This is a genomic window from Dickeya sp. NCPPB 3274 (assembly GCF_000406205.1).
GTDB classification, from domain to species: Bacteria; Pseudomonadota; Gammaproteobacteria; order Enterobacterales; family Enterobacteriaceae; genus Dickeya; species Dickeya fangzhongdai.
Map to the genome: position 1 here is coordinate 1066490 of NZ_CM001979.1, position 24075 is coordinate 1090564.

General features: G+C 53.9%; 22 protein-coding genes. 9 read left to right on the plus strand and 13 right to left on the minus strand.

Annotated features, from left to right (window positions below; translation table 11 throughout):
- The first annotated feature begins 30 nt into the window (after window positions 1-30).
- The 4 genes from dnaE to tilS all read left to right on the plus strand — a co-directional run bounded on the left by dnaE (window position 31) and on the right by tilS (window position 6408).
- Window positions 31-3513, plus strand: a complete 3483-nt coding sequence (gene dnaE, locus DXX3274_RS05570; RefSeq protein ID WP_042858997.1) for a DNA polymerase III subunit alpha — start codon at window positions 31-33, stop codon at window positions 3511-3513.
- Window positions 3514-3525: 12 nt separating this feature from the next.
- Entirely contained in the window at window positions 3526-4485 is a 960-nt protein-coding gene (gene accA, locus DXX3274_RS05575) for an acetyl-CoA carboxylase carboxyl transferase subunit alpha (RefSeq protein ID WP_038661476.1), read from the plus strand.
- A gap of 185 nt (window positions 4486-4670) precedes the next feature.
- The gene (locus tag DXX3274_RS05580; RefSeq protein ID WP_042858998.1) at window positions 4671-5060 is read left to right on the plus strand and encodes a VOC family protein; all 390 of its coding nucleotides are present in this window, start codon (window positions 4671-4673) and stop codon (window positions 5058-5060) included.
- Window positions 5050-6408, plus strand: coding sequence for a tRNA lysidine(34) synthetase TilS (gene tilS, locus DXX3274_RS05585; protein ID WP_042858999.1), 1359 nt, complete (start codon window positions 5050-5052; stop codon window positions 6406-6408). Before DXX3274_RS05580 ends, tilS begins: the two co-directional genes overlap by 11 nt.
- 45 nt (window positions 6409-6453) lie before the next feature.
- Here tilS and rof read toward each other — a convergent pair whose 3' ends face one another.
- Window positions 6454-6714 carry a Rho-binding antiterminator gene (gene rof, locus DXX3274_RS05590; RefSeq protein WP_038661467.1) on the minus strand — a complete coding sequence of 87 codons (261 nt, stop codon included), beginning with the start codon at window positions 6712-6714 and terminating at the stop codon, window positions 6454-6456.
- The gene (locus tag DXX3274_RS05595; protein ID WP_042859000.1) at window positions 6701-6901 is read right to left on the minus strand and encodes a YaeP family protein; all 201 of its coding nucleotides are present in this window, start codon (window positions 6899-6901) and stop codon (window positions 6701-6703) included. The genes rof and DXX3274_RS05595 overlap by 14 nt, the downstream gene beginning before the upstream one ends.
- Before the next feature lie 239 nt (window positions 6902-7140).
- Here DXX3274_RS05595 and DXX3274_RS05600 point away from each other — a divergent pair, with 239 nt between their 5' ends.
- A complete protein-coding gene (locus tag DXX3274_RS05600) occupies window positions 7141-7689 on the plus strand; it encodes a YaeQ family protein (protein ID WP_042859001.1) in 549 nt (182 codons plus the stop codon).
- Window positions 7690-7734: 45 nt separating this feature from the next.
- Window positions 7735-8337: a copper resistance protein NlpE N-terminal domain-containing protein gene (locus DXX3274_RS05605; protein WP_042859002.1), complete on the plus strand. Its 603-nt coding sequence runs from the start codon at window positions 7735-7737 to the stop codon at window positions 8335-8337.
- Between the two features lie 76 nt (window positions 8338-8413).
- Here DXX3274_RS05605 and mutS read toward each other — a convergent pair whose 3' ends face one another.
- From mutS to DXX3274_RS05620, 3 genes are all read right to left on the minus strand, one after another.
- Window positions 8414-10969 (minus strand): DNA mismatch repair protein MutS, encoded by a 2556-nt coding sequence (gene mutS, locus DXX3274_RS05610; protein WP_042859003.1) that lies wholly within the window; start codon window positions 10967-10969, stop codon window positions 8414-8416.
- Between the two features lie 521 nt (window positions 10970-11490).
- Window positions 11491-12126, minus strand: coding sequence for an NAD(P)-dependent oxidoreductase (locus tag DXX3274_RS05615; protein ID WP_042859004.1), 636 nt, complete (start codon window positions 12124-12126; stop codon window positions 11491-11493).
- A 159-nt stretch (window positions 12127-12285) separates the two neighbouring features.
- Window positions 12286-12696: a DoxX family protein gene (locus DXX3274_RS05620; RefSeq protein WP_042859005.1), complete on the minus strand. Its 411-nt coding sequence runs from the start codon at window positions 12694-12696 to the stop codon at window positions 12286-12288.
- A 94-nt stretch (window positions 12697-12790) separates the two neighbouring features.
- On the opposite strand from DXX3274_RS05620, the gene DXX3274_RS05625 reads away from it, so the two are divergent.
- The gene (locus DXX3274_RS05625) at window positions 12791-13165 is read left to right on the plus strand and encodes a helix-turn-helix domain-containing protein (RefSeq protein WP_042859006.1); all 375 of its coding nucleotides are present in this window, start codon (window positions 12791-12793) and stop codon (window positions 13163-13165) included.
- 226 nt (window positions 13166-13391) lie between these two features.
- On the opposite strand, the gene DXX3274_RS05630 is transcribed toward DXX3274_RS05625, so the two are convergent.
- From DXX3274_RS05630 to DXX3274_RS05650, 5 genes are all read right to left on the minus strand, one after another.
- Window positions 13392-13952: an NADPH-dependent FMN reductase gene (locus tag DXX3274_RS05630; protein WP_042859007.1), complete on the minus strand. Its 561-nt coding sequence runs from the start codon at window positions 13950-13952 to the stop codon at window positions 13392-13394.
- 73 nt (window positions 13953-14025) lie between these two features.
- On the minus strand, window positions 14026-17067 hold the full coding sequence (locus tag DXX3274_RS05635) for an efflux RND transporter permease subunit (protein WP_042859008.1): 3042 nt from the start codon (window positions 17065-17067) through the stop codon (window positions 14026-14028).
- Window positions 17067-18167, minus strand: coding sequence for an efflux RND transporter periplasmic adaptor subunit (locus tag DXX3274_RS05640; protein ID WP_042859009.1), 1101 nt, complete (start codon window positions 18165-18167; stop codon window positions 17067-17069). Before DXX3274_RS05640 ends, DXX3274_RS05635 begins: the two co-directional genes overlap by 1 nt.
- A gap of 1 nt (window position 18168) precedes the next feature.
- Window positions 18169-19131: an efflux RND transporter periplasmic adaptor subunit gene (locus DXX3274_RS05645; protein ID WP_202960830.1), complete on the minus strand. Its 963-nt coding sequence runs from the start codon at window positions 19129-19131 to the stop codon at window positions 18169-18171.
- A gap of 166 nt (window positions 19132-19297) precedes the next feature.
- Window positions 19298-20026 (minus strand): nitroreductase family protein, encoded by a 729-nt coding sequence (locus tag DXX3274_RS05650; RefSeq protein WP_042859011.1) that lies wholly within the window; start codon window positions 20024-20026, stop codon window positions 19298-19300.
- 128 nt (window positions 20027-20154) lie between these two features.
- Between DXX3274_RS05650 and DXX3274_RS05655 the strand changes: the two genes are divergently transcribed.
- The gene (locus tag DXX3274_RS05655; RefSeq protein ID WP_042859012.1) at window positions 20155-20769 is read left to right on the plus strand and encodes a TetR/AcrR family transcriptional regulator; all 615 of its coding nucleotides are present in this window, start codon (window positions 20155-20157) and stop codon (window positions 20767-20769) included.
- 165 nt (window positions 20770-20934) lie between these two features.
- Here the strand turns inward: DXX3274_RS05655 and DXX3274_RS05660 are convergent, their stop codons facing one another.
- Entirely contained in the window at window positions 20935-21771 is an 837-nt protein-coding gene (locus tag DXX3274_RS05660; protein WP_042859013.1) for a helix-turn-helix domain-containing protein, read from the minus strand.
- A gap of 184 nt (window positions 21772-21955) precedes the next feature.
- Here DXX3274_RS05660 and DXX3274_RS05665 point away from each other — a divergent pair, with 184 nt between their 5' ends.
- Window positions 21956-22534 (plus strand): YbhB/YbcL family Raf kinase inhibitor-like protein, encoded by a 579-nt coding sequence (locus tag DXX3274_RS05665; RefSeq protein WP_042859014.1) that lies wholly within the window; start codon window positions 21956-21958, stop codon window positions 22532-22534.
- A gap of 166 nt (window positions 22535-22700) precedes the next feature.
- Here DXX3274_RS05665 and DXX3274_RS22375 read toward each other — a convergent pair whose 3' ends face one another.
- Both DXX3274_RS22375 and DXX3274_RS05675 read right to left on the minus strand, forming a co-directional pair.
- Window positions 22701-23489 (minus strand): aspartyl/asparaginyl beta-hydroxylase domain-containing protein, encoded by a 789-nt coding sequence (locus DXX3274_RS22375; RefSeq protein WP_050569815.1) that lies wholly within the window; start codon window positions 23487-23489, stop codon window positions 22701-22703.
- A gap of 14 nt (window positions 23490-23503) precedes the next feature.
- Window positions 23504-24064, minus strand: a complete 561-nt coding sequence (locus tag DXX3274_RS05675; RefSeq protein ID WP_042859015.1) for a GNAT family N-acetyltransferase — start codon at window positions 24062-24064, stop codon at window positions 23504-23506.
- Between the last annotated feature and the right edge of the window lie 11 nt (window positions 24065-24075).

The following is a 24075-nucleotide window of genomic DNA, read 5'->3' on the forward strand; positions in this document are numbered from 1 at the left end:
GGGTTACTGAAGAGATTATGGGATCCGGAAATGGCCGAACCACGTTTTGTTCACCTGCGTGTTCACAGTGACTATTCCATGATCGATGGGCTGGCGAAAACCGGCCCGTTGGTAAAAAAAGCGGCTGCGCTGGGGATGCCGGCGCTGGCGATCACCGATTTTACCAACCTGTGCGGGCTGGTGAAATTCTATGGCGGCGCGCACGGCGCCGGCATCAAGCCAATCATCGGTGCGGATTTTTATCTGCAGAGTGAAGAACTGGGCGACGAACTGGCGCACCTCACTATTCTGGCGATGAACAACGAAGGTTATCAGAACCTGACGCTGTTGATTTCCCGCGCCTATCAGCGCGGGTACGGCGCCGCCGGGCCTACGATTGATCGGGCATGGCTGGTGGAGTATCAGGCCGGGTTGCTGCTGTTGTCCGGCGGGCGCAACGGCGACATCGGCAAGTTTCTGCTGCGCGGCAATCAGGTGCTGGTGGAGCAGAGCGTCGCCTTTTATCAGCAGCATTTTCCGCAGCGATTTTATCTGGAGCTGATCCGTACCGGTCGGCCGGACGAGGAAAGCTACCTGCATGCGGCGGTGGAACTGGCGACCGCGCACGGCTTGCCGGTGGTCGCCACCAACGATGTCTGTTTTATCAGTCAGGATGACTTCGAGGCCCATGAGATCCGCGTGGCGATTCATGACGGCTTCACGCTAGACGACCCGAAACGCCCCCGAAATTATAGCGTGCAGCAGTACATGCGCAGCGAGGAGGAGATGTGCGAGCTGTTTGCCGATATCCCCGAAGCGCTCATCAACACCGTGGAGATAGCCAAACGCTGTAATGTCACCATTCGGCTCGGCGAGTATTTCCTGCCGCAATTCCCTACCGGCGACATGTCGACCGAAGACTATCTGGTGATGTGCTCCCGAAAAGGGCTGGAAGAGCGACTGGAATTCCTGTTCCCGGATGAAGAGGTTCGCGCCCAGCGCCGCCCGGAATACGATGAACGTCTGGAAATCGAACTCAACGTCATCAACCAGATGGGCTTTCCCGGCTACTTCCTGATCGTAATGGAATTTATCCAGTGGTCGAAGGATAACGACGTGCCGGTAGGGCCGGGACGTGGTTCAGGCGCCGGCTCGCTGGTGGCGTATGCGCTGAAAATCACCGATCTGGATCCGCTGGAGTTTGACCTGCTGTTCGAACGCTTCCTTAACCCGGAGCGTGTTTCGATGCCTGACTTTGACGTCGACTTCTGCATGGAAAAACGCGATCTGGTGATTGATCACGTGGCGGACATGTACGGTCGCGACGCGGTGTCGCAAATCATCACCTTCGGTACCATGGCTGCCAAAGCGGTTATCCGCGACGTTGGCCGGGTGCTGGGGCATCCGTACGGCTTTGTCGACCGCATTTCCAAACTGGTGCCGCCTGACCCCGGCATGACGCTGGAGAAAGCCTTCGCCGCTGAACCGCAACTGGGCGAAATTTACGAGGCGGACGAAGAGGTCAAGGCGCTGATCGACATGGCGCGCAAACTGGAAGGGGTGACCCGCAACGCCGGCAAGCACGCCGGGGGCGTGGTGATTTCGCCTACCAAAATTACCGATTTTGCGCCGCTGTACTGCGACCCGGAAGGCAACCACCCGGTCACCCAGTTCGACAAAAGCGACGTGGAATACGCCGGTCTGGTGAAATTCGACTTCCTCGGCCTGCGTACGCTGACCATCATCAACTGGGCGCTGGAGATGATCAACGCCCGGCGCGCCAGGCAAGAGCTGGAGCCGGTGGATATCGCCGCCATCCCGCTGGACGACAAGAAAAGTTTCGATATGCTGCAGCGCTCGGAAACCACAGCGGTATTCCAGCTTGAATCGCGCGGCATGAAAGACCTGATCAAACGCCTTAAGCCGGACTGCTTTGAGGATATGATCGCGCTGGTGGCCCTGTTCCGTCCGGGGCCGCTGCAGTCGGGCATGGTGGATAACTTTATCGACCGTAAACACGGGCGTGAAGAGATTTCCTACCCGGATATCCAGTGGCAGCATGAGACGCTGAAACCGGTGCTGGAACCGACCTATGGTATCATCCTGTATCAGGAACAGGTGATGCAGATTGCCCAGGTGCTGGCAGGGTATACCCTCGGCGGCGCGGACATGCTGCGCCGTGCGATGGGTAAGAAAAAGCCCGAAGAGATGGCCAAGCAGCGCTCGGTGTTTAAAGAGGGCTCGGAGAAGATGGGCGTCGACGGCGAGCTGTCGATGAAAATCTTCGACCTGGTGGAGAAATTCGCCGGTTACGGCTTCAACAAGTCGCATTCGGCCGCCTACGCGCTGGTATCGTATCAAACGCTGTGGCTGAAGGCCCATTATCCGGCGGAGTTCATGGCGGCGGTGATGACCGCGGATATGGACAACACCGACAAGATCGTCGGATTGGTGGACGAATGCTGGCGTATGGGGCTGAAGATCCTGCCGCCGGACATCAACAGCGGTCTGTACCATTTCCACGTCAACGATGACGGCGAGATCGTCTACGGCATCGGCGCCATCAAAGGCGTGGGTGAAGGGCCGATCGAAGCCATCATTGAGGCGCGTAATAACGATGGTTATTTCCGCGATTTGTTTGATCTTTGCGCCCGTACCGATATCAAAAAGCTGAACCGGCGGGTGCTGGAAAAGCTGATCATGTCCGGCGCGTTTGACCGGCTGGGGCCGCACCGGGCGGCGCTGATGAATTCGCTGGCGGACGCCATGAAGTCGGCGGAACAGCACGCGAAAGCGGAAGCCATCGGTCAGGCGGATATGTTCGGGGTGCTGGCGGAAACACCTGAGCAGGTGGAGCAGTCCTACAGCACGGTGCCGCCGTGGCCGGAACAGGTGGTGCTGGACGGCGAAAGGGAAACGCTGGGGTTGTATCTGACCGGACACCCCATCAACCAGTATCTGAAGGAAATTGAACGCTATGCGGGAGGCGTGCGTTTAAAAGACATGCACCCCACGGAGCGGGGGAAAATGACCACTGCCGTCGGGCTGGTGCTTGCCGCCCGGGTGATGGTGACCAAACGGGGCAACCGTATTGGCGTCTGTACGCTGGATGATCGTTCCGGTCGTCTGGAAGTGATGCTGTTTACCGACGCGCTGGAAAAATATCAGCACCTGCTGGAGCAGGATCGCATTTTGATTGCCAGCGGACAGGTCAGCTTTGATGACTTCAGCGGCGGACTTAAAATGACGGTCAGAGAGTTAATGGATATCAGCGAAGCGCGGGAAAAATACGCGCGCGGGCTTGCTATCTCGCTGACTGACAGGCAAATTGATGACCAGTTGTTAAACCGTCTCCGTCAGTCGTTGGAACCCCATCGATCGGGGACGATTCCGGTGCATCTCTACTACCAGCGCCAGGATGCGCGTGCCCGGCTACGTTTCGGTGCGGCATGGCGTATCACGCCCACCGATGGGTTGCTGAATGATTTACGTACCCTGGTTGGTAATGAACAGGTAGAACTGGAATTTGACTAAAATAGGAATACTATGAGTCTGAATTTTCTTGATTTTGAGCAGCCGATTGCAGAGTTGGAAGCGAAGATTGATTCCCTGACCGCAGTCAGCCGCCAAGATGAAAAATTGGATATTAATCTGGATGAAGAAGTTAAGCGTCTGCGTGAAAAGAGCGTAGAACTGACGCGCAAAATCTTCGCCGATCTGGGCGCCTGGCAGATTGCCCAACTGGCGCGCCATCCACAGCGTCCTTATACCCTGGACTACGTTCAGCACATTTTCTCCGACTTTGACGAACTGGCCGGCGATCGCGCCTATGCCGATGACAAGGCGATCGTCGGGGGCATCGCCCGTCTCGACGGACGCCCGGTGATGATTATTGGTCATCAGAAAGGTCGTGAAACCAAAGAAAAAATCCGTCGCAACTTCGGGATGCCGGCGCCGGAAGGTTACCGCAAGGCGCTGCGCCTGATGGAAACGGCTGAACGTTTCAAAATGCCGATCATTACCTTTATCGACACCCCGGGCGCGTATCCGGGCGTAGGCGCGGAAGAGCGCGGCCAGTCTGAAGCGATCGCCCGTAACCTGCGCGAAATGTCCAGCCTGCGTGTGCCGATCGTCTGTACGGTGATTGGCGAAGGCGGCTCCGGCGGCGCGCTGGCTATCGGCGTCGGCGACAAGGTGAACATGCTGCAGTACAGCACTTATTCAGTTATTTCGCCGGAAGGCTGCGCCTCGATTCTGTGGAAAAGCGCCGACAAGGCGCCGCTGGCTGCGGAAGCGATGGGGATTACCGCACCGCGACTGAAAGAGCTGAAGCTGATTGACTCGGTGATCCCGGAACCGCTGGGCTCAGCCCACCGTGATGTAGCAGCAATGGCCGCATCGCTGAAATCGCAGTTACTGTCTGACCTGAACGAACTGGATACGCTGAGCGAACAGGAATTGCTGAACCGCCGTTACCAGCGTTTGATGAATTACGGCTACTGCTGATTTACCGCGCTATGCATTAGAGAAGTCCGCGATTGGGAACGATCGCGGACTTTTTGTTATGCTGATAACGGTGTTACGCGACGCGCCATCATCGCGGCGGCTTATTGCTCCACCCGCATTTTTCTTCTCAACCATGACATGGCATCGGCGAGCGTGGTGGCGCGCCATTTAGGGGAACCACTCTTATGCTGACATTGCTGGATGTTCACCATATCGCGATTATTGCCTCGGATTATGAGCGCAGTAAGCGTTTCTATTGCGACGTGCTCGGTTTTACGCTGCAACAGGAGGTCTACCGGGCGGCTCGTGACTCCTGGAAAGGCGATCTGGCGCTTAACGGCGGTTATCTGATCGAACTGTTTTCGTTCCCTTCGCCGCCGGCACGCGTCAGCCGACCGGAAGCCTGCGGGCTGCGCCATCTGGCGTTTGCGGTTGACGATATCGAACAGGCGGTCATTGCGCTGAACGAGGCGGAGGTGGACTGCGAACCGGTACGGACAGACGAGTATACCGGCCGCCGTTTTACCTTCTTTGCCGATCCGGACGGATTGCCGCTTGAGTTGTATGAACGCTGATACCGATATTTTCCCCGAGTTGCTGACGGCGATTGACGCGCAGATTGCGACGGATGGGCGCTATCTGGTGGCCTACAGCGGCGGGTTGGATTCCAGCGTGCTGCTGCATTTGATGACGCGTCTACGCCGACGGCGTGCATCGTCTTTACCGGTATTGTCTTTACAGGAATTGCCTCTGCGGGCGGTGTATGTGCATCATGGCCTGAGCGCGCATGCCGATGCGTGGGCTGAACATTGCCGCGCCCAGTGCCTGCGCTGGCAGGTGCCGTTCGATGTATTGCAGGTTCAGGTGGATGCCAGCGACGGCGGCGTTGAAGCCGCTGCGCGGGCAGCGCGTTATCAGGCGTTGCAACAGCATTTGCATGACGGGGAAACGCTGCTGACGGCCCAGCATCAGGATGATCAGAGCGAAACGTTCCTGCTGGCGCTTAAACGCGGTAGCGGGCCCGCCGGACTGGCGTCGATGGCGGCGACCGCGCAACCGAATGGCGTTCGGCTGCAACGCCCGTTGCTGGGGATAGCCCGTGAACAACTGGAGGCTTATGCCAACGCGTACCAGTTGAGCTGGGTGGAGGACGACAGTAACGCCGATGAGCGCTACGACCGCAATTTTCTGCGCCGGCAGGTGTTGCCGTTGCTGAAACGGCGTTGGCCTCATTTCCCTTCGGCGGTGGCGCGTAGCGCCGAACTGTGCGCGGAACAGGAACAACTGCTGGATGAACTGCTGGCTGAGTCGCTGGCGGCGCTGCGCAATGCCGATGGCGCGTTGAGTGTGGCGGCGTTGACGACAATGAGCGCCGCACGCCGGTTCGCCTTGTTGCGTCGTTGGCTGGCGGAGCAGGGCGCGCGTATGCCGTCCCGCGAACAACTCACGCGATTGTGGGAAGAGGTGGCGACCAGTCGTGACGATGCCAACCCTTGCCTGCCGCTCGGCTCGTGGCAGGTCAGGCGGTTTCGTCACTACTTGTATCTGCTGCCGGCGATGACGCCGGTAACCGGATATGTGCTGCCGTGGCAGCCAGCGGCAGCGCCCTTGCCATTGCCGGATAGCCTCGGGCAACTGCGGGTATCGACGCAGGGAACCAGGGTGCGGCAGCCGCGTCATGACGAAGTCGTCACCGTGCGTTTCGGTTTTCAGGGATATGTGCAGATAGTCGGGCGCGCGCATGGCCGCCCTATCAAGAAGTTATGGCAGGAACTGGACGTGCCGCCGTGGTTGCGGGAGCGCACGCCGCTGATTTTCTATAACGACCAGTTGATTGCGGCGGTCGGGCGATTTGTGACCCGTGAAGGGCAGGCGACGGCGGATGAGGACGGGTGGTTTATCGACCGGTGTGGGCTGAAATAAAAACGGACAACCCGCGTTGTCCGTCGCTGCAGATGAAGACGGCTGTCAGGGCTCGCTGACCACCACTTTACCAATTTCGGGATGACTGAAACTGAGAATATGGTCGAGACGGAGCTCGCGTTTCTGGCCCGACTCTTCAATCACCAGATATTCGATATTTTTTCGAGAGATCATATCACTGGCTTTACCGACCACGACCTCGCCAGTGCGCAGTTCAACCGTCAGCGTCAGATGCTGCTGGCAGGTGGCTTCCAGGTTATCGTAGTCATCACAATTGATGGGTTGATATTCATTACTCATTGACATAATCGCTCACCAATAAGTTAGCGGCGGCATAGGCCGCCTGTTCCCTGACAGAGGATGGTAATTCGCTGTTTGTCGCGATGCCATCCAGGGTTTTCAACACACAACCCAGCGCGTCGGGTATAAACCCCAGATTGCCGCTGGCGATCTCCGCGTACAGACGGCGTACTAATTCACTGTATTGTTGCATAATATCCTCCCTTAGAGCTTAACCCGGTAGAGATTCATGCATCCATCATTGTTATCGTGACTGCAATGTAAGTCTACGAAGATAAACTCTCATCTTCTTTCCGACTATAGCATAGGCCTCGGTAGGTTATCAGCATAATGCAACAGCATAATTCCGCTGTTACCGCCCATCACGCGTATGTGACTGTGATGTACGTCGCAGCTGGGGTAGACTAACGGCTCTGTAATTAGGGGTAGAGAATGGCCTTAAAAGCAACGGTTTACAAAGCCAACGTCAACATCGCCGATATGGATCGCGCGTTTTTTCAGGATGTCAGCCTGACGCTGGCCCAGCACCCTTCCGAAACCGACCAGCGCATGATGCTGCGGTTGCTGGCGTGGATCTGCCATGCCGATGACCGGCTGCGTTTCACCAAGGGATTGAGCGCGGATGACGAGCCGGAAATCTGGCAGCATAGCGACGACGGTCAACTGATGTTATGGATTGAGCTGGGCCTGCCTGATGAAAAACGCCTGAAAAAAGCCTGTAGTCTGTCGCCCGAGGTGGTGCTGTATGCCTATGGCGAACGCGCCGCCCGGGTATGGTGGCAAAACATGGCCGACAAGGCGGCGTCTCTGTCCAATCTGACCGTGTATTTTCTCGATGATCAGCAACTGGCGAGCCTGGCCGCGCTGGCGCAACGTTCCATGACATTACAGGCTACGTTGCAGGAAGGAACTATCTGGCTGTCTGACGATCAGAATAATCTGGAATTGTCGTTCAGTAGCTGGCAAATTGCCCAAGGTTAAGGATGATCTGACGGCATGCCAGCACAACACAGCAGGAGAATAAGGATGAAAAAACTGGCGACAGGGGTGGTGCTTGTTCTTTTATTATCGGGGTTGATGGGGTGCCATTCCCGCCCCCAGATTCAGGAAGAGCCATTACGCCCGATGGCGCAGTATTATCGCGGTAAGTTGCCTTGTGGCGCGTGCGGCGAGATGGATACGTCACTGTTTTTGAATACGGACGGCAGTTTTGTCATGCAGGAGAGCTACCCGTCCGGGGCTGACGGCAAAACCACCGTTGCGGAATCGGGCCGCTGGAGCCGTACCGCCGAACGGCTGGTTCTGACCGATAACTATGGCGAGAAACGCTATTTTCGCCCGTTGATCAATGGCCTTGAAGCCTTGGGCGATGACGGTCAGCCGTTGGGTGCGGCTACTCAACGTTACCGGTTGCTTGCCGTGGATAAGCAGGATAAACCGGTAGCGCCAGTATGCCTGAGCCAGTTTTCCGGCCATGATATGCGCGCGATAACGGCTGCGGTTGAGCGTTATATGACGAAGCAGCCGGGTGACCATGTGTTTTCCGTTGCGATGGAGCCGGAAATCACTGCCGTGCACGTGAGTTATTACTCGTATTCCCGCGTGATTGCCTATCCTGTGGCCCTATGATGTAGCCTTGATCCTTGGGCAGGCACATATAGCGTGAGCGGAGAACCCGAAAGCCGTTGTTCTCCGCTCAGTACTTTTACAGCATTCCTTTCAGCTTATACAACCAGTCCAGCGCCTGACGCGGCGTCAGCGTGTCCGGGTCGATGGCTTCCAGCGCGTCCAGCGCCGGCGACGGTTCTTCCGGCGTGAGCAACGCGAGTTGCGAGCCGTCGACGTGGCTGGCCGAAGCATGACCTGCCAGTGACTCCAGTTCTTTCAGCTTTTGCCTCGCCCGCTTGATGACCTCTTTCGGCACGCCGGCCAGTGCTGCTACGGCCAGCCCGTAACTCTTGCTGGCCGCGCCTTCCTGCACGCTGTGCATAAAGGCGATGGTGTCGCCATGCTCCAGAGCGTCGAGATGGATATTGATCACGCCTTCCATTTTTTCCGGCAGGTTGGTGAGCTCGAAATAGTGAGTGGCGAACAGGGTCATCGCCTTGATTTTGTTCGCCAGCGCTTCGGCGCAGGCCCAGGCCAGCGACAGACCGTCGTAAGTGGATGTACCGCGCCCGATTTCATCCATCAACACCAGACTGTGTTCGGTGGCGTTATGCAAAATGTTGGCGGTTTCCGTCATTTCCACCATGAAGGTTGAACGGCCGGAAGCCAGGTCATCGGCTGCGCCGACGCGGGTAAAGATTCGGTCTACCGGGCCAATCACCGCCTGTTCGGCCGGGACGTAGCTGCCGATGTGCGCCATCAGCACAATTAGCGCCGCTTGTCGCATATAGGTGCTTTTCCCGCCCATGTTGGGGCCGGTGATGATCAGCAGCCGACGCTGAGGCGACAGCGATAACGGGTTGGCGATAAAAGGCTCGCTCAGCACTTGCTCCACCACCGGGTGGCGGCCGCCGGTGATCTTGATCCCCGGTTTGTCGCTAAGAGTGGGGCAGACGTAGTTCAGCGTGTCGGCGCGTTCGGCCAGATTGGTAAGAACATCCAGCTCCGCCAGCGCGCCGGCGCTTTGCTGCAGCTCCGCCAGATGCGGCAGCAGCAAATCGAACAATTCTTCGTACAGGGCTTTTTCCAGCGCCAGCGCCTTGCCTTTTGAGGTCAGTACTTTGTCTTCGTACTCTTTCAGTTCGGGAATGATGTAGCGCTCGGCATTTTTCAGCGTCTGGCGGCGCACATAGTTCATCGGCACCAGATGGCTCTGCCCACGGCTGACCTGAATGTAGTAACCGTGCACGCCGTTGAAACCGACCTTCAGCGTGTCGATGCCAAGCCGGTCGCGTTCGCGGATTTCCAGTTTTTCCAGATAATCGCTGGCGCCATCGGCCAGCATGCGCCACTCATCCAGTTCTGCGTTGTAGCCGCTGGCGATAACGCCGCCGTCTCGTACCAACACCGGCGGCGCTTCCACCACCGCGTGTTCCAGCAGGTCGCGCAGCTCATCAAAATGGCCGACTTGCGTACGCAATTGTTGTACCGCTTCGGCGCTGACCGTTTCCAGCAGCGCGTGAATGTCCGGCAACTGTTGAAAGGCATGACGCATCCGGGCCAGATCGCGCGGACGCGCCGATCGCAGCGCCAGACGCGCCAGAATACGCTCCAGATCGCCCACCTGGCGCAAAAACGGCTGCAGTTCGGCCGCCACATCCCGTAATGCGCCGATGGCCTGCTGACGCCGCAGCAGCGCCTGAACGTCGCGAATCGGCGCGTGCAGCCAGCGTTTCAGCATCCGGCTGCCCATCGGGGTGACGGTACGGTCCAGCACCGAAGCCAGGGTATTTTCACCGCTGCCGGACAGGTTCTGCGTCAGCTCCAGATTGCGGCGCGTCGCCGCATCCATGATGATGCCGTCCTGCTGGCGTTCCACGGTGATGCCGCGGATATGCGGCAGCGAGGTTCGCTGGGTATCTTTGGCGTATTGCAACAGACAACCCGCGGCGCGCAGCCCCAGGTGCGCCTGCTCTACGCCGAAACCAGTCAGGTCGCGGGTGCCAAACTGCAGATTCAACTGCTGGCGGGCGGTGTCCAGTTCGAACTCCCACAACGGACGGCGGCGCAGCCCGTGGCGATGCTCAATCAGGGACATCGCTTCAAAGGTTTCCGGATAGAGCAATTCCGCCGGATTGGTACGCTGTAGCTCCGCCGCCATGGTTTCCCGGTCAACCGGCTCCACCAACCGGAAACGGCCGGAGCTGATATCCAGCGTGGCGTAGCCGAATCCCCGGCCTTCCTGCCAGACGGCGGCCAGCAGGTTGTCCTGCTTTTCCTGTAAGAGCGCTTCATCGCTGATGGTGCCGGGGGTGACGATGCGCACTACTTTGCGCTCCACCGGTCCTTTGCTGGTGGCCGGGTCGCCAATTTGTTCACAAATCGCCACCGATTCGCCCAACTGCACCAGTTTGGCCAGATAGTTTTCCACCGCATGGTGAGGAACCCCTGCCATCGGGATGGGTTCCCCCGCGGAAGCGCCGCGCTTGGTCAGCGAAATATCCAGCAACTGCGAGGCGCGTTTGGCGTCGCCATAAAACAGCTCATAGAAGTCGCCCATGCGGTAAAACAGCAGAATATCGGGATGCTGGGCTTTCAGCTTCAGGTACTGCTGCATCATGGGGGTATGCAAGCTAATGTCTTCTTTTTCCATTTAAATGAATCACTTATAAATTACGATGCCAGTTTTGGGGCAATTGGGGCATTTTGATCCCTATTTTTCATGTTTTCCCAGATGCGATCCAGTTCCCTGTGAGACTCTAAATCTATCCAGCATGCATAGACTCAACAAGCATTAAGTAATCTTGGTGTGCCGCTCGTTCACCCGGACGCGGCCCGGAATAGACAATCCACGTAGCGGCTGCCTTATCTCCCGGAGGCAGACAACCTTTTGCAATCAGCACGTTGTGCTCACCATCGTTGTGCTCATCATCGTTGTACCCACCATAGTTGTTCTCACCATAGTTGTACCCATCATAACTGAGTGGGGGCCGGGGCTTGGCTGCTTTTTGTGAATCGGATGCAATGTTTGCCTGACGCTTCGCAATAATGATTATTTTCACACCAGCAGATAAAGCCGGAGAACGTGGCTGGATACTGGGTTACGGCTTCCGGTTGCAATAGAAGCAGGGCGGCTGACCGGATGATGCACGATGACCCCGACAGAAGCCCACTTTATCGTGAGCTGATTCCGGGGGCTTTATTAACGAATTCGGTGCTTGAGAGTTGATCGAACATGAATATGGCAACGTCTTGACGAGAGACGGTCAACGTATGCGTTGAGCGGCCATACAGCCCGACATGTAGACGGTTGGACGCGGGACTGTTTTTCAGGAATGCCACACGGACCATCGTCCAGTCCAGTTCTGAAGTCCGTATCGCGTTCGCAAGCCTGATAATGTCTTGAAAGGAACTGGGCATGACAAACCTGATAAGCAATGCGGGATACCTGATTTTGGGGTCAAATCGGTCCTCAGGGTCCGGAGCAGTGCCGGTCGATACGGCAATCAGGCGCTTTACCCCCTCCTGCTTCATGACCGAAGTGATGGCATTCATGGCCGTGGTAATCGGCAGGTTTTTGGGATGTTTCAGCGAGGTAGGGCCGAGCGCTGACAACACGGCGTCTGAACCCGAAATGGCTTCTCTTAGACGATTTCTATCAGTGAGTTCTCCACGCACGACGCGCACGTTGGCGTTGTCAAACGGACTGCCCGGCCGTGCAAAGACCGTCATGTCCATGCCGCGTTTTAAGCCTTCATCAATCAGGTATCTTCCGGTTTTTCCGGTTGCGCCAAAAAGGGTTATTTTCATGCTAGACCTCGGGGAAATGGAATTGATGCTGCCAATAGATCGGCCAGGCTTATGGTGCCGGCCGCCATGTTGCAAACCTCGCCGATCGCGCTGCTTATACTGTGGCCGCCACCCGTGATAACCGCGGCTTTTCCGTTGAGGCGATTCTGCGGCGTCCTTTTAGTTAAGCCGCGCCTGGATTGCCGCTGCGGCCGGTGCGTTGGGCGACGGAGGTTCGCGCACCACGTTCTGCGTCGCGAAGGAGGCGGCCAGAAAGATGAGCCCCGCGGCTGCCGGAATGGCACCCCTGGGCTTGCGGGCGCCAAGGTGCGCCAGCCCGGACAGGATCAGGTGATACAAGATGCCGGCATACGCCAGATCGCTGAGGGCCACATTGAAGCGCGACAGAATCGCAATAGGGCCAAGCGCTTTTACCACGATCATGAAGGGTACGAGGTAGGAGGCTGAGTAGCCTAACTCCGTCAGTACCTTTCGAACATAAGCGCTTTTCGTGGCATATAGCGCGGCCGAAGCGAAATAGAGCAGAGATAGCAGGGCAGTACTGATCCAATAGGTATATGTAGCAGCCATAAGGTTCTCTCATTCACGTTCCTGGGTTAGACAAGTGGCAAGAATGTCGTCTAAGATGAAAATTCGCAAGTAGGATGAAATAGAGACTCCTAGTATGAATAATAAGACTAATGGCGATGACGATATCAATATGCACGAGGAGATGCGCCGTGCGTTCGGGCTGCTCTCGGGCAAGTGGAAGCTTGAGATCATGTGGCTGCTCAACCAGCGAATCTATCGCTTTGGCGAGCTGCGCAAGGCCATTCCCGGCATCACGCAGCACATGCTGACGACTCAGCTTCGCGAACTGGAAGCGGATGGTTTGGTATCACGCACGGTCTTTGCAGAAGTCCCGCCGCGCGTCGAATATGAGATTACGCAGAAGGCTCGTGGGCTTGGGCCAACGATGGAAGCGCTGACGGCGTGGTGGCAGACGTACGGAAGTAGCGTGCCGAAGCGCCCGACTTCTCGGGGGCGTAAGGCCCAGTAGCGCCGGGTGCTATCGGCCCCACTGAATACAAGCGTTTCGAAAGCCAGAGGCGCGTTTTTCGCAGGTGGTCTGCAAGCGCACGATAGCGCCAGTCGTGCCGAGCCTGAGGACGTTGCCTAACGGGCAACCCTTTCTGGCTGATATGATTTTGAATAGATGACGGCGCACCGCCTTCGGAAAGGAGATTCAGGGTATAAATCCTGTTCTGTTCAATAGAGCGAACCCGTCAGTCGCTCGTTCTGGGTTGCAGCAATTGTTCGTCTAAACTATGTGCTAAAGCTTGTAGAGCAGGCTGGTAAGCCATTAATTCAATAGGGTATTCATTGTCAGTATCAGAGAAATTAACCTCTGATAACTTGATTTCGATATTATTAGGAATAATTTTCATATGTACCCCCAGTAATACTTGATGCAACTGTGCCGCTGCTTTTCCTCCCCCTCGGTTAGCATAACTAATCATGGCGGCAGGTTTGTCTTTCCATTCATTATATAAATGGTCAATGGCATTTTTTAATGCTGCCGGATACCCCCAGTTGTATTGCGGAAATATAAAAATATAGGCATCGGCCTCTGAAATCTTGCTACTCCATAACGTGGTATGTTCCTGAACGTAAACGCCCTCTGCTGGAAGGTTAGGTTCATCGTCCATAGGTAAATACCATTCTTTTAAATCAATAATTTCATTTGTGTTCTCTTGAATATCATCAAGAACTTCTTTTGCCCATTTGGCAATTTTAGGGCCAATACGTCCCTTTCTTACGCTACCGATAATGATTTGAATGTGCATAAAACCCTCTTAAAGAAAATGAATAAGGTGATGGTCCTGCGTCATGTCATGAAATGTATGCATTTGGGGCTATTCATGCGTCATGCTTAATTCTGAACCAGGTAATATAGAGCGCAGGTAAAAACAATAACGTCAGTACCGTTCCAACAATAATGCCGCCCATCATGGCAAAGGACATCGGCCCCCAAAATATCTCACGTGAAATAGGGATCAGCCCCAGCGTTGCGGCAGCCGCCGTCAGCAAAATAGGGCGTATGCGGTGCTCCGTTGCTTCCACCACGGCTTGCCAGGGGGACATTCCCGTTCTTTTAAGCTCTTCAATTAATACGAGTAGGATGACCGAATTACGAATAAGTATTCCCGTCAGCGCCAGAACGCCCAGTAAAGCCACAAACCCCAACGGCGTGTTGCTCAGCAGCAAGGCAATCACTACACCGATAAGGGCCAGCGGCGCGACTGAAAAAACCAGGAACAACCTGGAGAAACCCTGTAGCTGAATCATGAGTAAGGTTGCCATAACGAAAAGCATGATGGGTACGACTCTGGCGATCGGCGCCTGAGATTTAGCGCTTTCCTCGACAGAACCGCCAACCGTGACGGAATAGCCGGGGGGTAAGGTCTGCTGAAAAGAGGCCACCTGATCAGAAAGTTCTTTTGTGATTGTTGCCGCCTGCTTCTTATCATTGACGGCGGCTTTGATGGTTACGGTTGGAATTCTGTCCCAACGCCAGATAACCGGCTGTTCAAGTTTATATTGAAAGGTGGCGACCGATGACAGTGGAATCGATTTTCCATTACGACTCGGCAACTGAAGATTATAAATACTCTCTATTGACCCTCGCTCTGCTTTTTCAGCGCGGCTAATCACATCAACCAGGTAAATATCATCCAGTACTTGTGTTACCGATGTCCCTTCAACGATGCCGTTAAGTGCCGTCGCGATACTCTCTGATGATACCCCCAATTGCCGCAACTTATCTTGTAATACATTAACTTTTACGACACGGGCCGGTTCGTTCCAGTCGAAAGCAATATTGGTCAGGGAAGGGTGTGAGGTGATGATACCGGCAAGTTGTCGGGAATAACTGCGCACCGTCTGGATATCAGGTCCTGAAATTCGATATTGCACCGGTTTGCCAACCGGAGGGCCAATATCCAATAGGTTCACATAAGCATCCGTACCTGGGAATGTATTTTTCAGATATTGCTGCAGGTCTATACGAAGCCGATCGCGTGCCTCGATATCTTTAGCCACAATGATGGTTTGTCCCCAAAATGCATTATCAGGTTGTACGTTGAAGGATAAAATAAAACGAGGAGCACTGCGTCCCACATAGGTTGACCAATGATCAATATCTTTATTCTCGGCTAATTTTTCTTTTTCGAATTTAAGCATTTGCCTGCTGGTTTCAGTAATGGAACTATTTTGCGGCAGGTTCCAGTCAACAATCAGTTCTGGACGGTCTGAATTCGGGAAAAACTGCTGTTGAACAAACGCCAGGCCCACAATCGACAGCAGAAACGTAGCGATAGTGGTAGCGATAGTCGCCCAACGATATTTCAGGCAATAGTTTAGTATGCGGGAAAACGCCCGCATGAACCTTCCCTTACCGCCAACTTGGTGGTGCGGCATGTTTTTTAATAATGTCACGCCTAACAACGGGGTAAATAGCACCGCTACCCCCCATGAGACGATCAACGAGACGGCCAATACTACAAATAAGGTGAAGGTAAATTCCCCGGCGTTGCTACTGTTAAAGCCTATTGGAATAAAACCGGAAACGGTAACCAGAGTTCCGGTCAGCATAGGAAACGCCGTCGAGGTATAGACGTATGTCGCTGCTTTACGCAGGTTATCACCGACCTCCAGCCTGGCAACCATCATTTCAACCGCAATCATGGCATCGTCAACCAATAATCCAAGCGCGATGATCAGCGCCCCCAGCGATACCCGCTGCAAGGTAATATCCGCGTACTGCATAATCACAAAGGTGATCGCAAGGACCAGCGGAATGGAGATGGCGACCACCAATCCGGCGCGAATTCCCAAACTGATAAAACTGATCGCCAGTACAATCGCTACCGCTTCAAAAAGCGCATGGGTAAAACCCGAGATTGCTTTATTAACCGTTTCCGGTTGATCCGCGACCCGGTCAATAGTGACGCCGATAGGAAGGCTCTGCGTTATCTTCGATAGCATGGCATCAAGCTCTTTACCGAATTCCAGCAGGTTCCGGCCTGTTTTCATACCGACTATCAACCCAATCGCCGGCTTACCATTAAATCGAAATAAAGAGTCAGGGGGATCAACATATCCACGAGAAATGGTAGCCACATCCGTCAAAGGAAAGAAACGATTGTTCACCTGCAGATTGATAGCGCGCAGGCTGTCCTCGGAGATAAAACGACCGCCGACGCGCAATGCAATGCGCTCGCCGTTGGTTTGAATAAATCCGGATTGCGTGACGGCATTCTGTGCCTGAAGTGTTGCCAGAATGTCCGATTTGTCGATACCGAGCGCAGCAATTTTTCGCGTAGAAAATTCCAGATAAATCACTTCATCCTGTGCGCCGATAATATCCACTTTCCCGGTATCAGGAAGCGTGAGTATCTGACTTCGAACATTTTTCACCAGATCCCGCAGCTGTCTGTGATTCATGTCCTCACTGGAGAAAGCAAATATATTGCCGTAGACATCGCCAAAATTATCATTGAAAAAAGGCCCGACGACGCCGGTGGGGAAATCATGCTGAATATCAGCGATCATATTTCTGATACGCAACCAGGTCGGTTTTACCTCTTTTGCTTTTGTTTCCGCCTTGAGATCAACAAATATGGTGGTTTTTCCGGCGGTGGTAACACTCCGGGTATGCTCAAGGTTATCCAGTTCCTGTAGTTTCTTTTCAATACGGTCAGTGACCTGTTGCGTCACTTCTTCAGCCGATGCTCCCGGCCACTGCGACTGTATGATCATCGTCTTTATTGTAAAGGACGGATCTTCTTCGCGGCCGAGTTGGTTATAGGCAACAACGCCGACAATGGAAAAAACTATCATGAAATACCAGACGAGAGCGCTATGTTCCAGAGCCCATTCAGAAAGGTTGAATTTCTTCATTATCGCATCCTCTGTCCCGGCATAATGTGTTGTCCTTCCGTTAGCTTATCGACGCCGGAAACAACGACTTTTTCACCAACATTTACTCCCTGCAGAACGCGGACATAGCGTGCGTTAAGCGAATGCGGATCGGTCAGAATTGATTTCAGCGAGACGGTATTTTTCTCAGGATCAATCGTCCAGATCTGCGCACGACCATCAATCTCGTTCTTTTGATACAGCGACTGTGCAGGTAAAACCACCATGCCGGATTGAGTCGTGGGGCTATCTGCGCATACTGTTACCAGTGCGCCGATCTTGAAAACCACTGGTGCGTGATCTATGGCGATTTTTACCCTGTGTGTGCGGGTACTGGAATCCGCTTCCGGGCCCACTTCCCGAATCACACCGGAGGTACCTATTGTCTCGTCAAGTTGCAGCGACACTAAAAAGCGAGAATCTGAAGGTATAGCAGGAAGTTTTGAACCGGGGATATCGATGACGGCGTCGCGTTGTTCGAGGCTCGCTAATGTCAGCACGGTTTGTCCGGCCTGCACCGTTTGACCGACTTCTACCGCGGTGTTGGTAATAACGCCATCAAAATCCGCTTTCAATCTGGTATAACTGAGCTGCTCTCTGGCCTTATCGAGATTAGCTTGCGCTTTATCAACATCTGCCTGCGCCGTCGCTAATGCTTGTCTGGCAAGATCATATTCTTCTTTACTGATGACAAATCTGGCGCTGAGTGCGCGCTTGCGTTGCTCCGTCAGTGCCGTATTCCTTAATTGAGCCTGCGCACTACGTAATTGAGCCTGCGCATTAATCACCGACTGTTGCTGAGGAAGGGGATCTATTTCGGCAAGAATATCGTCTTTGTGGACGATATCGCCGACATCCACGTTACGTGAAATAACGCGCCCCAATGTCCTGAATGCCTGTTCAGTTTCAATATGGGGTTTTACGATGCCCGTAAATAAAATATCGCTTAAAGGCGCCGCCTCCGCAGTCGTCCATATTACTTGTCGTAAGGCGGTGTTTTTTTCTGCGTGTCGGTCGCATGCTGAAAGTAACAGGCATGTCATGAGCAATAATGGAATAAATAGCAATCTGTATCGGCTCATATTAATTCTCACCCCAGGAGACCGTCTGGCCTTCCCGCAAAAACCTGCCGCCGTCAACGACAACCCATTCATTTGGCTGCAAACCCTTGGTGATAATGAAGTCTCTCGACCGATATTGCGCTACGGTAACGTTTCTCATTGATACCTCGTGATTTGAGGCATTGATAACCCACACCGCCGGCGCGCCATAATTAGAGTCCATCGATGTCCACGGCAGCGCGATGCCATTGCGGGCGTCTTGATGAAATGTTCCCGTTATCGGCGTCCCAAGCGGCCAGGGGGGTTCTTTCGGAAGTGATACCTTCACTCGAATCGTTCCGGTCGCGGAATCAATAATTGGCGAGACTTCCCTAATCACTCCCGTTGCTTGATATCCTGATTCATCGATAGGATGAATACTCACCGTTTTTGACGGCTCGCCATTGATGAAATAAGCCTCAAAAACATTAAACACGGCATCCCAGGCGCCATTATGCGCTAGCGTTACAGCGGATTGCGCCGCTGAAACCACCTGGCCGCTCTCAATATCAAGGGCGGTAATGACACCGTCTGCATCCGCCTTCAGCGAGGTGTCGGATAAATTATCCATTGCGGTAGCGAGGTCCGCCTGAGCGGAGGCAACGCTGTTTTGTGCCGCAATCATATCCGTAAGCGTTTGATCGTAATCCGCCTCAGCGATGACCCGCGCGGGTAACAATGCTTTATAGCGCTGATAAGTCAGCGTCTTTCTCTGCAAGGCAGCCTGTGCGGACTTTAGCGTTGCCTGAGCATTCTCCACGTCTGCGCGCTGCTCAGTATCATCAAGTCGGGCGAGAATATCGCCGGCCTTCACCAGCGTGCCGATATTCACCCGTCGCTCCGTCACTTTCCCTCCCACTTTGAAGGACAGCTCGGTTTGTATTCTGGCTTTGATTTCGCCGGTCACGTCGATATCCGGCTGGTATTCCGCCGAGGAGACTTGCATTGCGCGGACGGGGTGAATCGTACTTGTCGTATCATTTTTTTGCCGATCACAGCCCGCGAGGATAGGGAGAAAAGCACAGCACAACCCGTAAGCTACACACTGAATACACCGCATCGCTAACGTACCCCTGAAAAGAGAAAATCTGCGATTCATCTATCCGTTACGATTAATGCTCCACCACAACTTCCGACAGCGGACGACGCCATTGTTCCTCTATCCGGGCATCGTCCGCGCGATATCCCAGGGCTATCACGAGCGGAATAACTGATTCGCGCGGCAATCCAAGCAGCCGGACGATTTTCGTCGCTGAAAAGCCTTCCATTGGGCAAGAGTCAATTCCTCTTGCTGAGGCGGCAAGCATCAGCGTTTGTGCGGCAAATATGGCATTTCTGGCGGCCCAATGGCGGCTCCCGGTATGTCCGATGGGAAGTAATGATAAGCTCGGCTTAAACAATGAAATAATATTGATCAGCGGGGTCCATAATGCTGAGGAACCGATTGTCAGTATTTTAGTAAATTTCCCTATTTGCTTACGGTAATAATCTTTTGATTTTGGTTGTAATACGGGAGAGTCTTCAACATAGGAAAGTTGTTTATTGGCTGTGCTTCTGCCAATTTCAGGACTGGCGACAACAACAATAATCACTGCTGATGATTTTGCCGCTTTTTGTCCATTACAGGCTGCTGCAACTTGTGATTTTAATTCGGGAGTTTTAATCCAGTGAAGCTGGTACGGTTGAAGATTACCGCTGGAGGGCGCGTAGCCGGCTTCGGTAAGTAACGCGGTGATGATCTCATCGGCAATCGGAATATTACCGAAGTCTCTAATAGCCCTGCGCGAGCGATTGGTTGTCTGAAAGTCGGCCCATAAATACGGGGTGTCTTGCATAGGCATAAAGATAATTCCTGGTGAAAGTATGATAACCCAATTGGCAAATTAGATTTGTCAATTGGCTTGTGTGTTCATATTTTAAATAGTAAGCTTTAACTTTAATTTAATAAACTTATATTCCGGAGCACGGAATGAAACGCAGCCGACTCGTTGCCAACCCCAGAAAAATGCCTGTTCAGGCTCGTTCACGAGCAACTGTTGATGCAATAATTCAAGCCTCGGCTTACATTCTGAATGAGCATGGATGGGAAAGTCTGACTACTAACGCTATTGCCGAGCGGGCGGGAGTTAACATCAGCTCTCTGTATCAGTTTTTCCCTAATAAAGAAGCGATTATTAACGAGTTACAACGCAGGCATGCGCTTGAAATGCATACTGAGTTGCATGAAACACTCCAGTTGTTTCCTGAACAGTCTTCGCTCCGGGAAGCCCTGACGCTGATTGTCGAGAGGATTGTCGATAAACATCGTGTTTCACCTGTTGTGCATAAGGTTTTGACGGAAGAGATACCGCTGACGGCACGGCGTGTGCTGGAGGATGAAGAAGAGCTGCGTAAGTGCTTAATCGATGGGCTAAAACCTTTTATGAAGAATGTCCCCGATCCCGAGTTTGCTCTTTATATTATCGGTACCGCAACGCATGCGATCATACATCGTGTGACGGTAGAGCGTCCGACCCTTTTGCATACGCAGCTACTGGTTAGCGAACTGGTCACGCTGTTTGAGTTCTATCTGAATCGACCGTAGCGGTTTTATGATGTGAGTCATCTGCAAAGAGCGATTATCTCCCACTCACCAGCAAAACAGGTGACATTGAGCCCCATCAACCTTCTCCCGCCATAGGTCTGACAGCCATCCCCGCGTTGGTGTTCGGCGCGTTAACTATCATCGACAGAGCGTGCGAACGGCGTATCAGTCGCGCAACGCCGATGGCACTACGCCGAAACGGCGGCGGAAAGCCGCGGTGAATTTGCTGTGGGATTCGTAGCCGACATCAAGGGCGATAGCGGCGACCGGTCGATCCGATGATTGCAGCAGCACCATCGCCGCTTCCAGCCGGGTTTCCCGTACGCAGGCGGCGATGGTGTTGCCCTCCTGCGCCAGCCGGCGGTTCAGGGTGCTGGCGGTGGTGGACAGCGCTTGCGCCACCCGGTCGGCCGCCCAGTGGTCATACGGACGCTGCGCCACCAGCCGCCGCACCCGCTCGCTCCAGTTCAGCGCTCCCGGCGGCGTCAGCACAATGCCGGACTGCTCCGCCAGCAAGAGCAAGACTTCCAGCACCCGGTGCTCGCTCAACGTCGCCGAACAATCGGCGTCGCTCAGCGCGTCGGCGGCGCGCATAAACGCGGCCCCTATCGTGCGGCTATCCGTCACTCTGGCGAAGCTCCGTACCGGCGTCAGCGCGGTAAACTGACCGAAACACTGGTAAAAGCGCGTCACCGTCTCCGGTTGCAGGTTCAGAATCTGCGCTACATAGCGCCCTTGCGGCGCCGGGTCGTTGATCACGTCCCACTGGGTGCCGCGCGGCAATATAAATAACTCGCCGGGTGCAAACGCGTTGCTGCCTTCCGGCGCCAGCAGCTGTTTGGTGCCGGAGACGACCAGCCCAATCAGGTCGGTACGCATCACCACCGTACGCAGCGCATACTGGCTGCGGGCGATAATCTGATGGGAAAGCGGCAGCGCATGGCGGGGCACTGGCTCGGCCGAATGCATCAGAGGCAAATTAGGGGGGGCGGTCAGCGTCATCCGGTATCCGTGGTGAAAATGGAACAAAGGTTGCGCGAGCCGGAACAATGGAACTGGCGTCGGCGCGCTACCATTGGCAGCACAGTTCAGTCTGTGTCCTGACATTCATCCCCGATACGGCCGTCATGCGCGGCATGGCGATGAATGGCAAACCAAGCCTACCATGAGTCACAGGAATACTAATATGAAAACACGTTCACGCCTGATTCGCTCCTGCGCGCCGCTGCTCGCCGGTTTGTTGATGACCGCCGCGGCGCACGCGGATACCCTGACATTGTCCAGCCCATCCATCGTGCCTGATAGCGCGTTGCCTGCCAGCTTTGAGTTCAACGGCTTTGGTTGCAGCGGGCTGAACCAGTCGCCCGCGTTAAACTGGCGCGGCGCGCCGGCAGGTACTCAGAGCTTTGCCGTCACCGTTTATGATCCGGATGCGCCGACCGGTTCCGGCTGGTGGCACTGGATGGTGATCAATATTCCGGCGAATGTGAATAGTCTTGCCGCCAACGCCGGCGAAATCGGCGGCAAACATCTGCCTGCCGGTGCGCGTCAGGTGCGTATCGATTACGGCGTGGAGGCCTGGGGCGGCGTTTGTCCGCCGGCGGGCGACAAACCGCACCGTTACATCTTTACCGTTTACGCGCTGAAGACCAAAACGCTGGATGTCCCTAAAGACGCCAACCCGGCGCTCGGCGGCTACATGATTAACGGCAACACGCTGGCTAAAGCCAGCTTCACTGCCTATTACGGTCGTCCGGCGCAGTAGGGCGCTGAGGTATCTTGCTCTCCCCGCTGAACGGCGGGGATGTGACGTCTGGTCGGTTGGGCCGGTGGTGCGGTTAACCGCCATTTGTTACCTGCTGAGCCATTTCACCTGCTGAATAGTGTCGCCCCCCAGACTGCTCATGCTGGGGGAAAGATGATTGTCTCGTTTACCGGGGGGCGTCGCTGATTTTCGCCAGAACCGGGCCTAATAATTTAATTCCATGAACTTCTGCATCAGTGAGCTCAGGATGTAAAAGATTAATCAGCAAAATGTCACGATCACTAGCAGAATGGTTGTAAACGTTATGCAGGAAACTATGATCGAAAAAAATAGATTTCCCTTCTTCCCAGCGTCGCTCTTCTCCCGCAACGATTAGGCCGCAATCCTCGGGGATATTAATCCCAAAGTGGCAGGTTATTTGTGCATTCGTCCAGTCATAATGTTCAGGAAGCCAGGCTCCGGCTTTTAATCGCATAAACGTGACTTCTCCTCGCCACGGAAACAGAATGTCTTCAAATCTACCGATTAATTTTTCCAGGTTAGGGAAGTGAACTATTTTTTCACTGAATTTCCCACGGCTCCAAAGTGAAATGGAGGACCAGTCTTTTTCTGAAAGATTTTTAAACAGATTACTGGATGAATACTCTTTCAATTGGCTGGTTGCAGCAGTGAATTCCTCTTTAATCGCATGAAAGTTTTCAGCCAATAGCGAAGCGACATGTGCAGTCGCTTCACTGGAACTTTCATCAATCCACGGGCCGTTGCTAAGACCGGGGAAAAACAGCAAACGTGGCTTTTGCAGCGGGTGTGATGGCTTACTATGAGACTCACCTAACATGCCGGCCAGAAAATCGGATAATCGTCCTGTCGAATCAATGCCATAAATATCAGATAGCTGCGTAGTGATGTCAGCAAATGACTTCTTGAGATATAGATTGATTTCGCTCTTGTCCATGTTATTTATCCTTCTCATTTCTCAGGGGTTATGTATGAGTTCAGAACGTGATCCTGCCATGTTCCATTTATCTTTAAATAGGATTTAGCAAACCCTTCTTTCACAAACCCCAGTCTTGCTAATATATTTTGGCTACGTGTATTGTCGGGGAGGTGGTTAGCCATAATACGATGCAAGCCATAATTTTCATGGACGTAGGCGATTGAACTTTCCAACGCTTCATACATCAACCCTTTTCCCTGGTATGATTTATCGATTGAGAAGCCTAAATAACCAGCCTGGAACACACCATAAACAAAGTTGGTAAAATTAATGCTCCCAATGATCTTATCTTCTCCTTTGATGGTGAAAACAAGCAATAGACACTTTTTCGCTTTAACATCAGGCTGAGAATCGGCAATGCGCAGCCTGATGCTGTCAAGCGAGAAGTAATCTTCAGAACGCAATGGTTCAAATGGGGCAAAATTATCCTGGTTCTCGACCAGGAAAAGTTGAAGTTGCTCGGAAAAATCCGCTGTAAGGCAGTAAACATCGGTCCTTGCAGTGGAGAATAATTTTGCTTTTCCTGTGCTCATGTTTCTTTTTC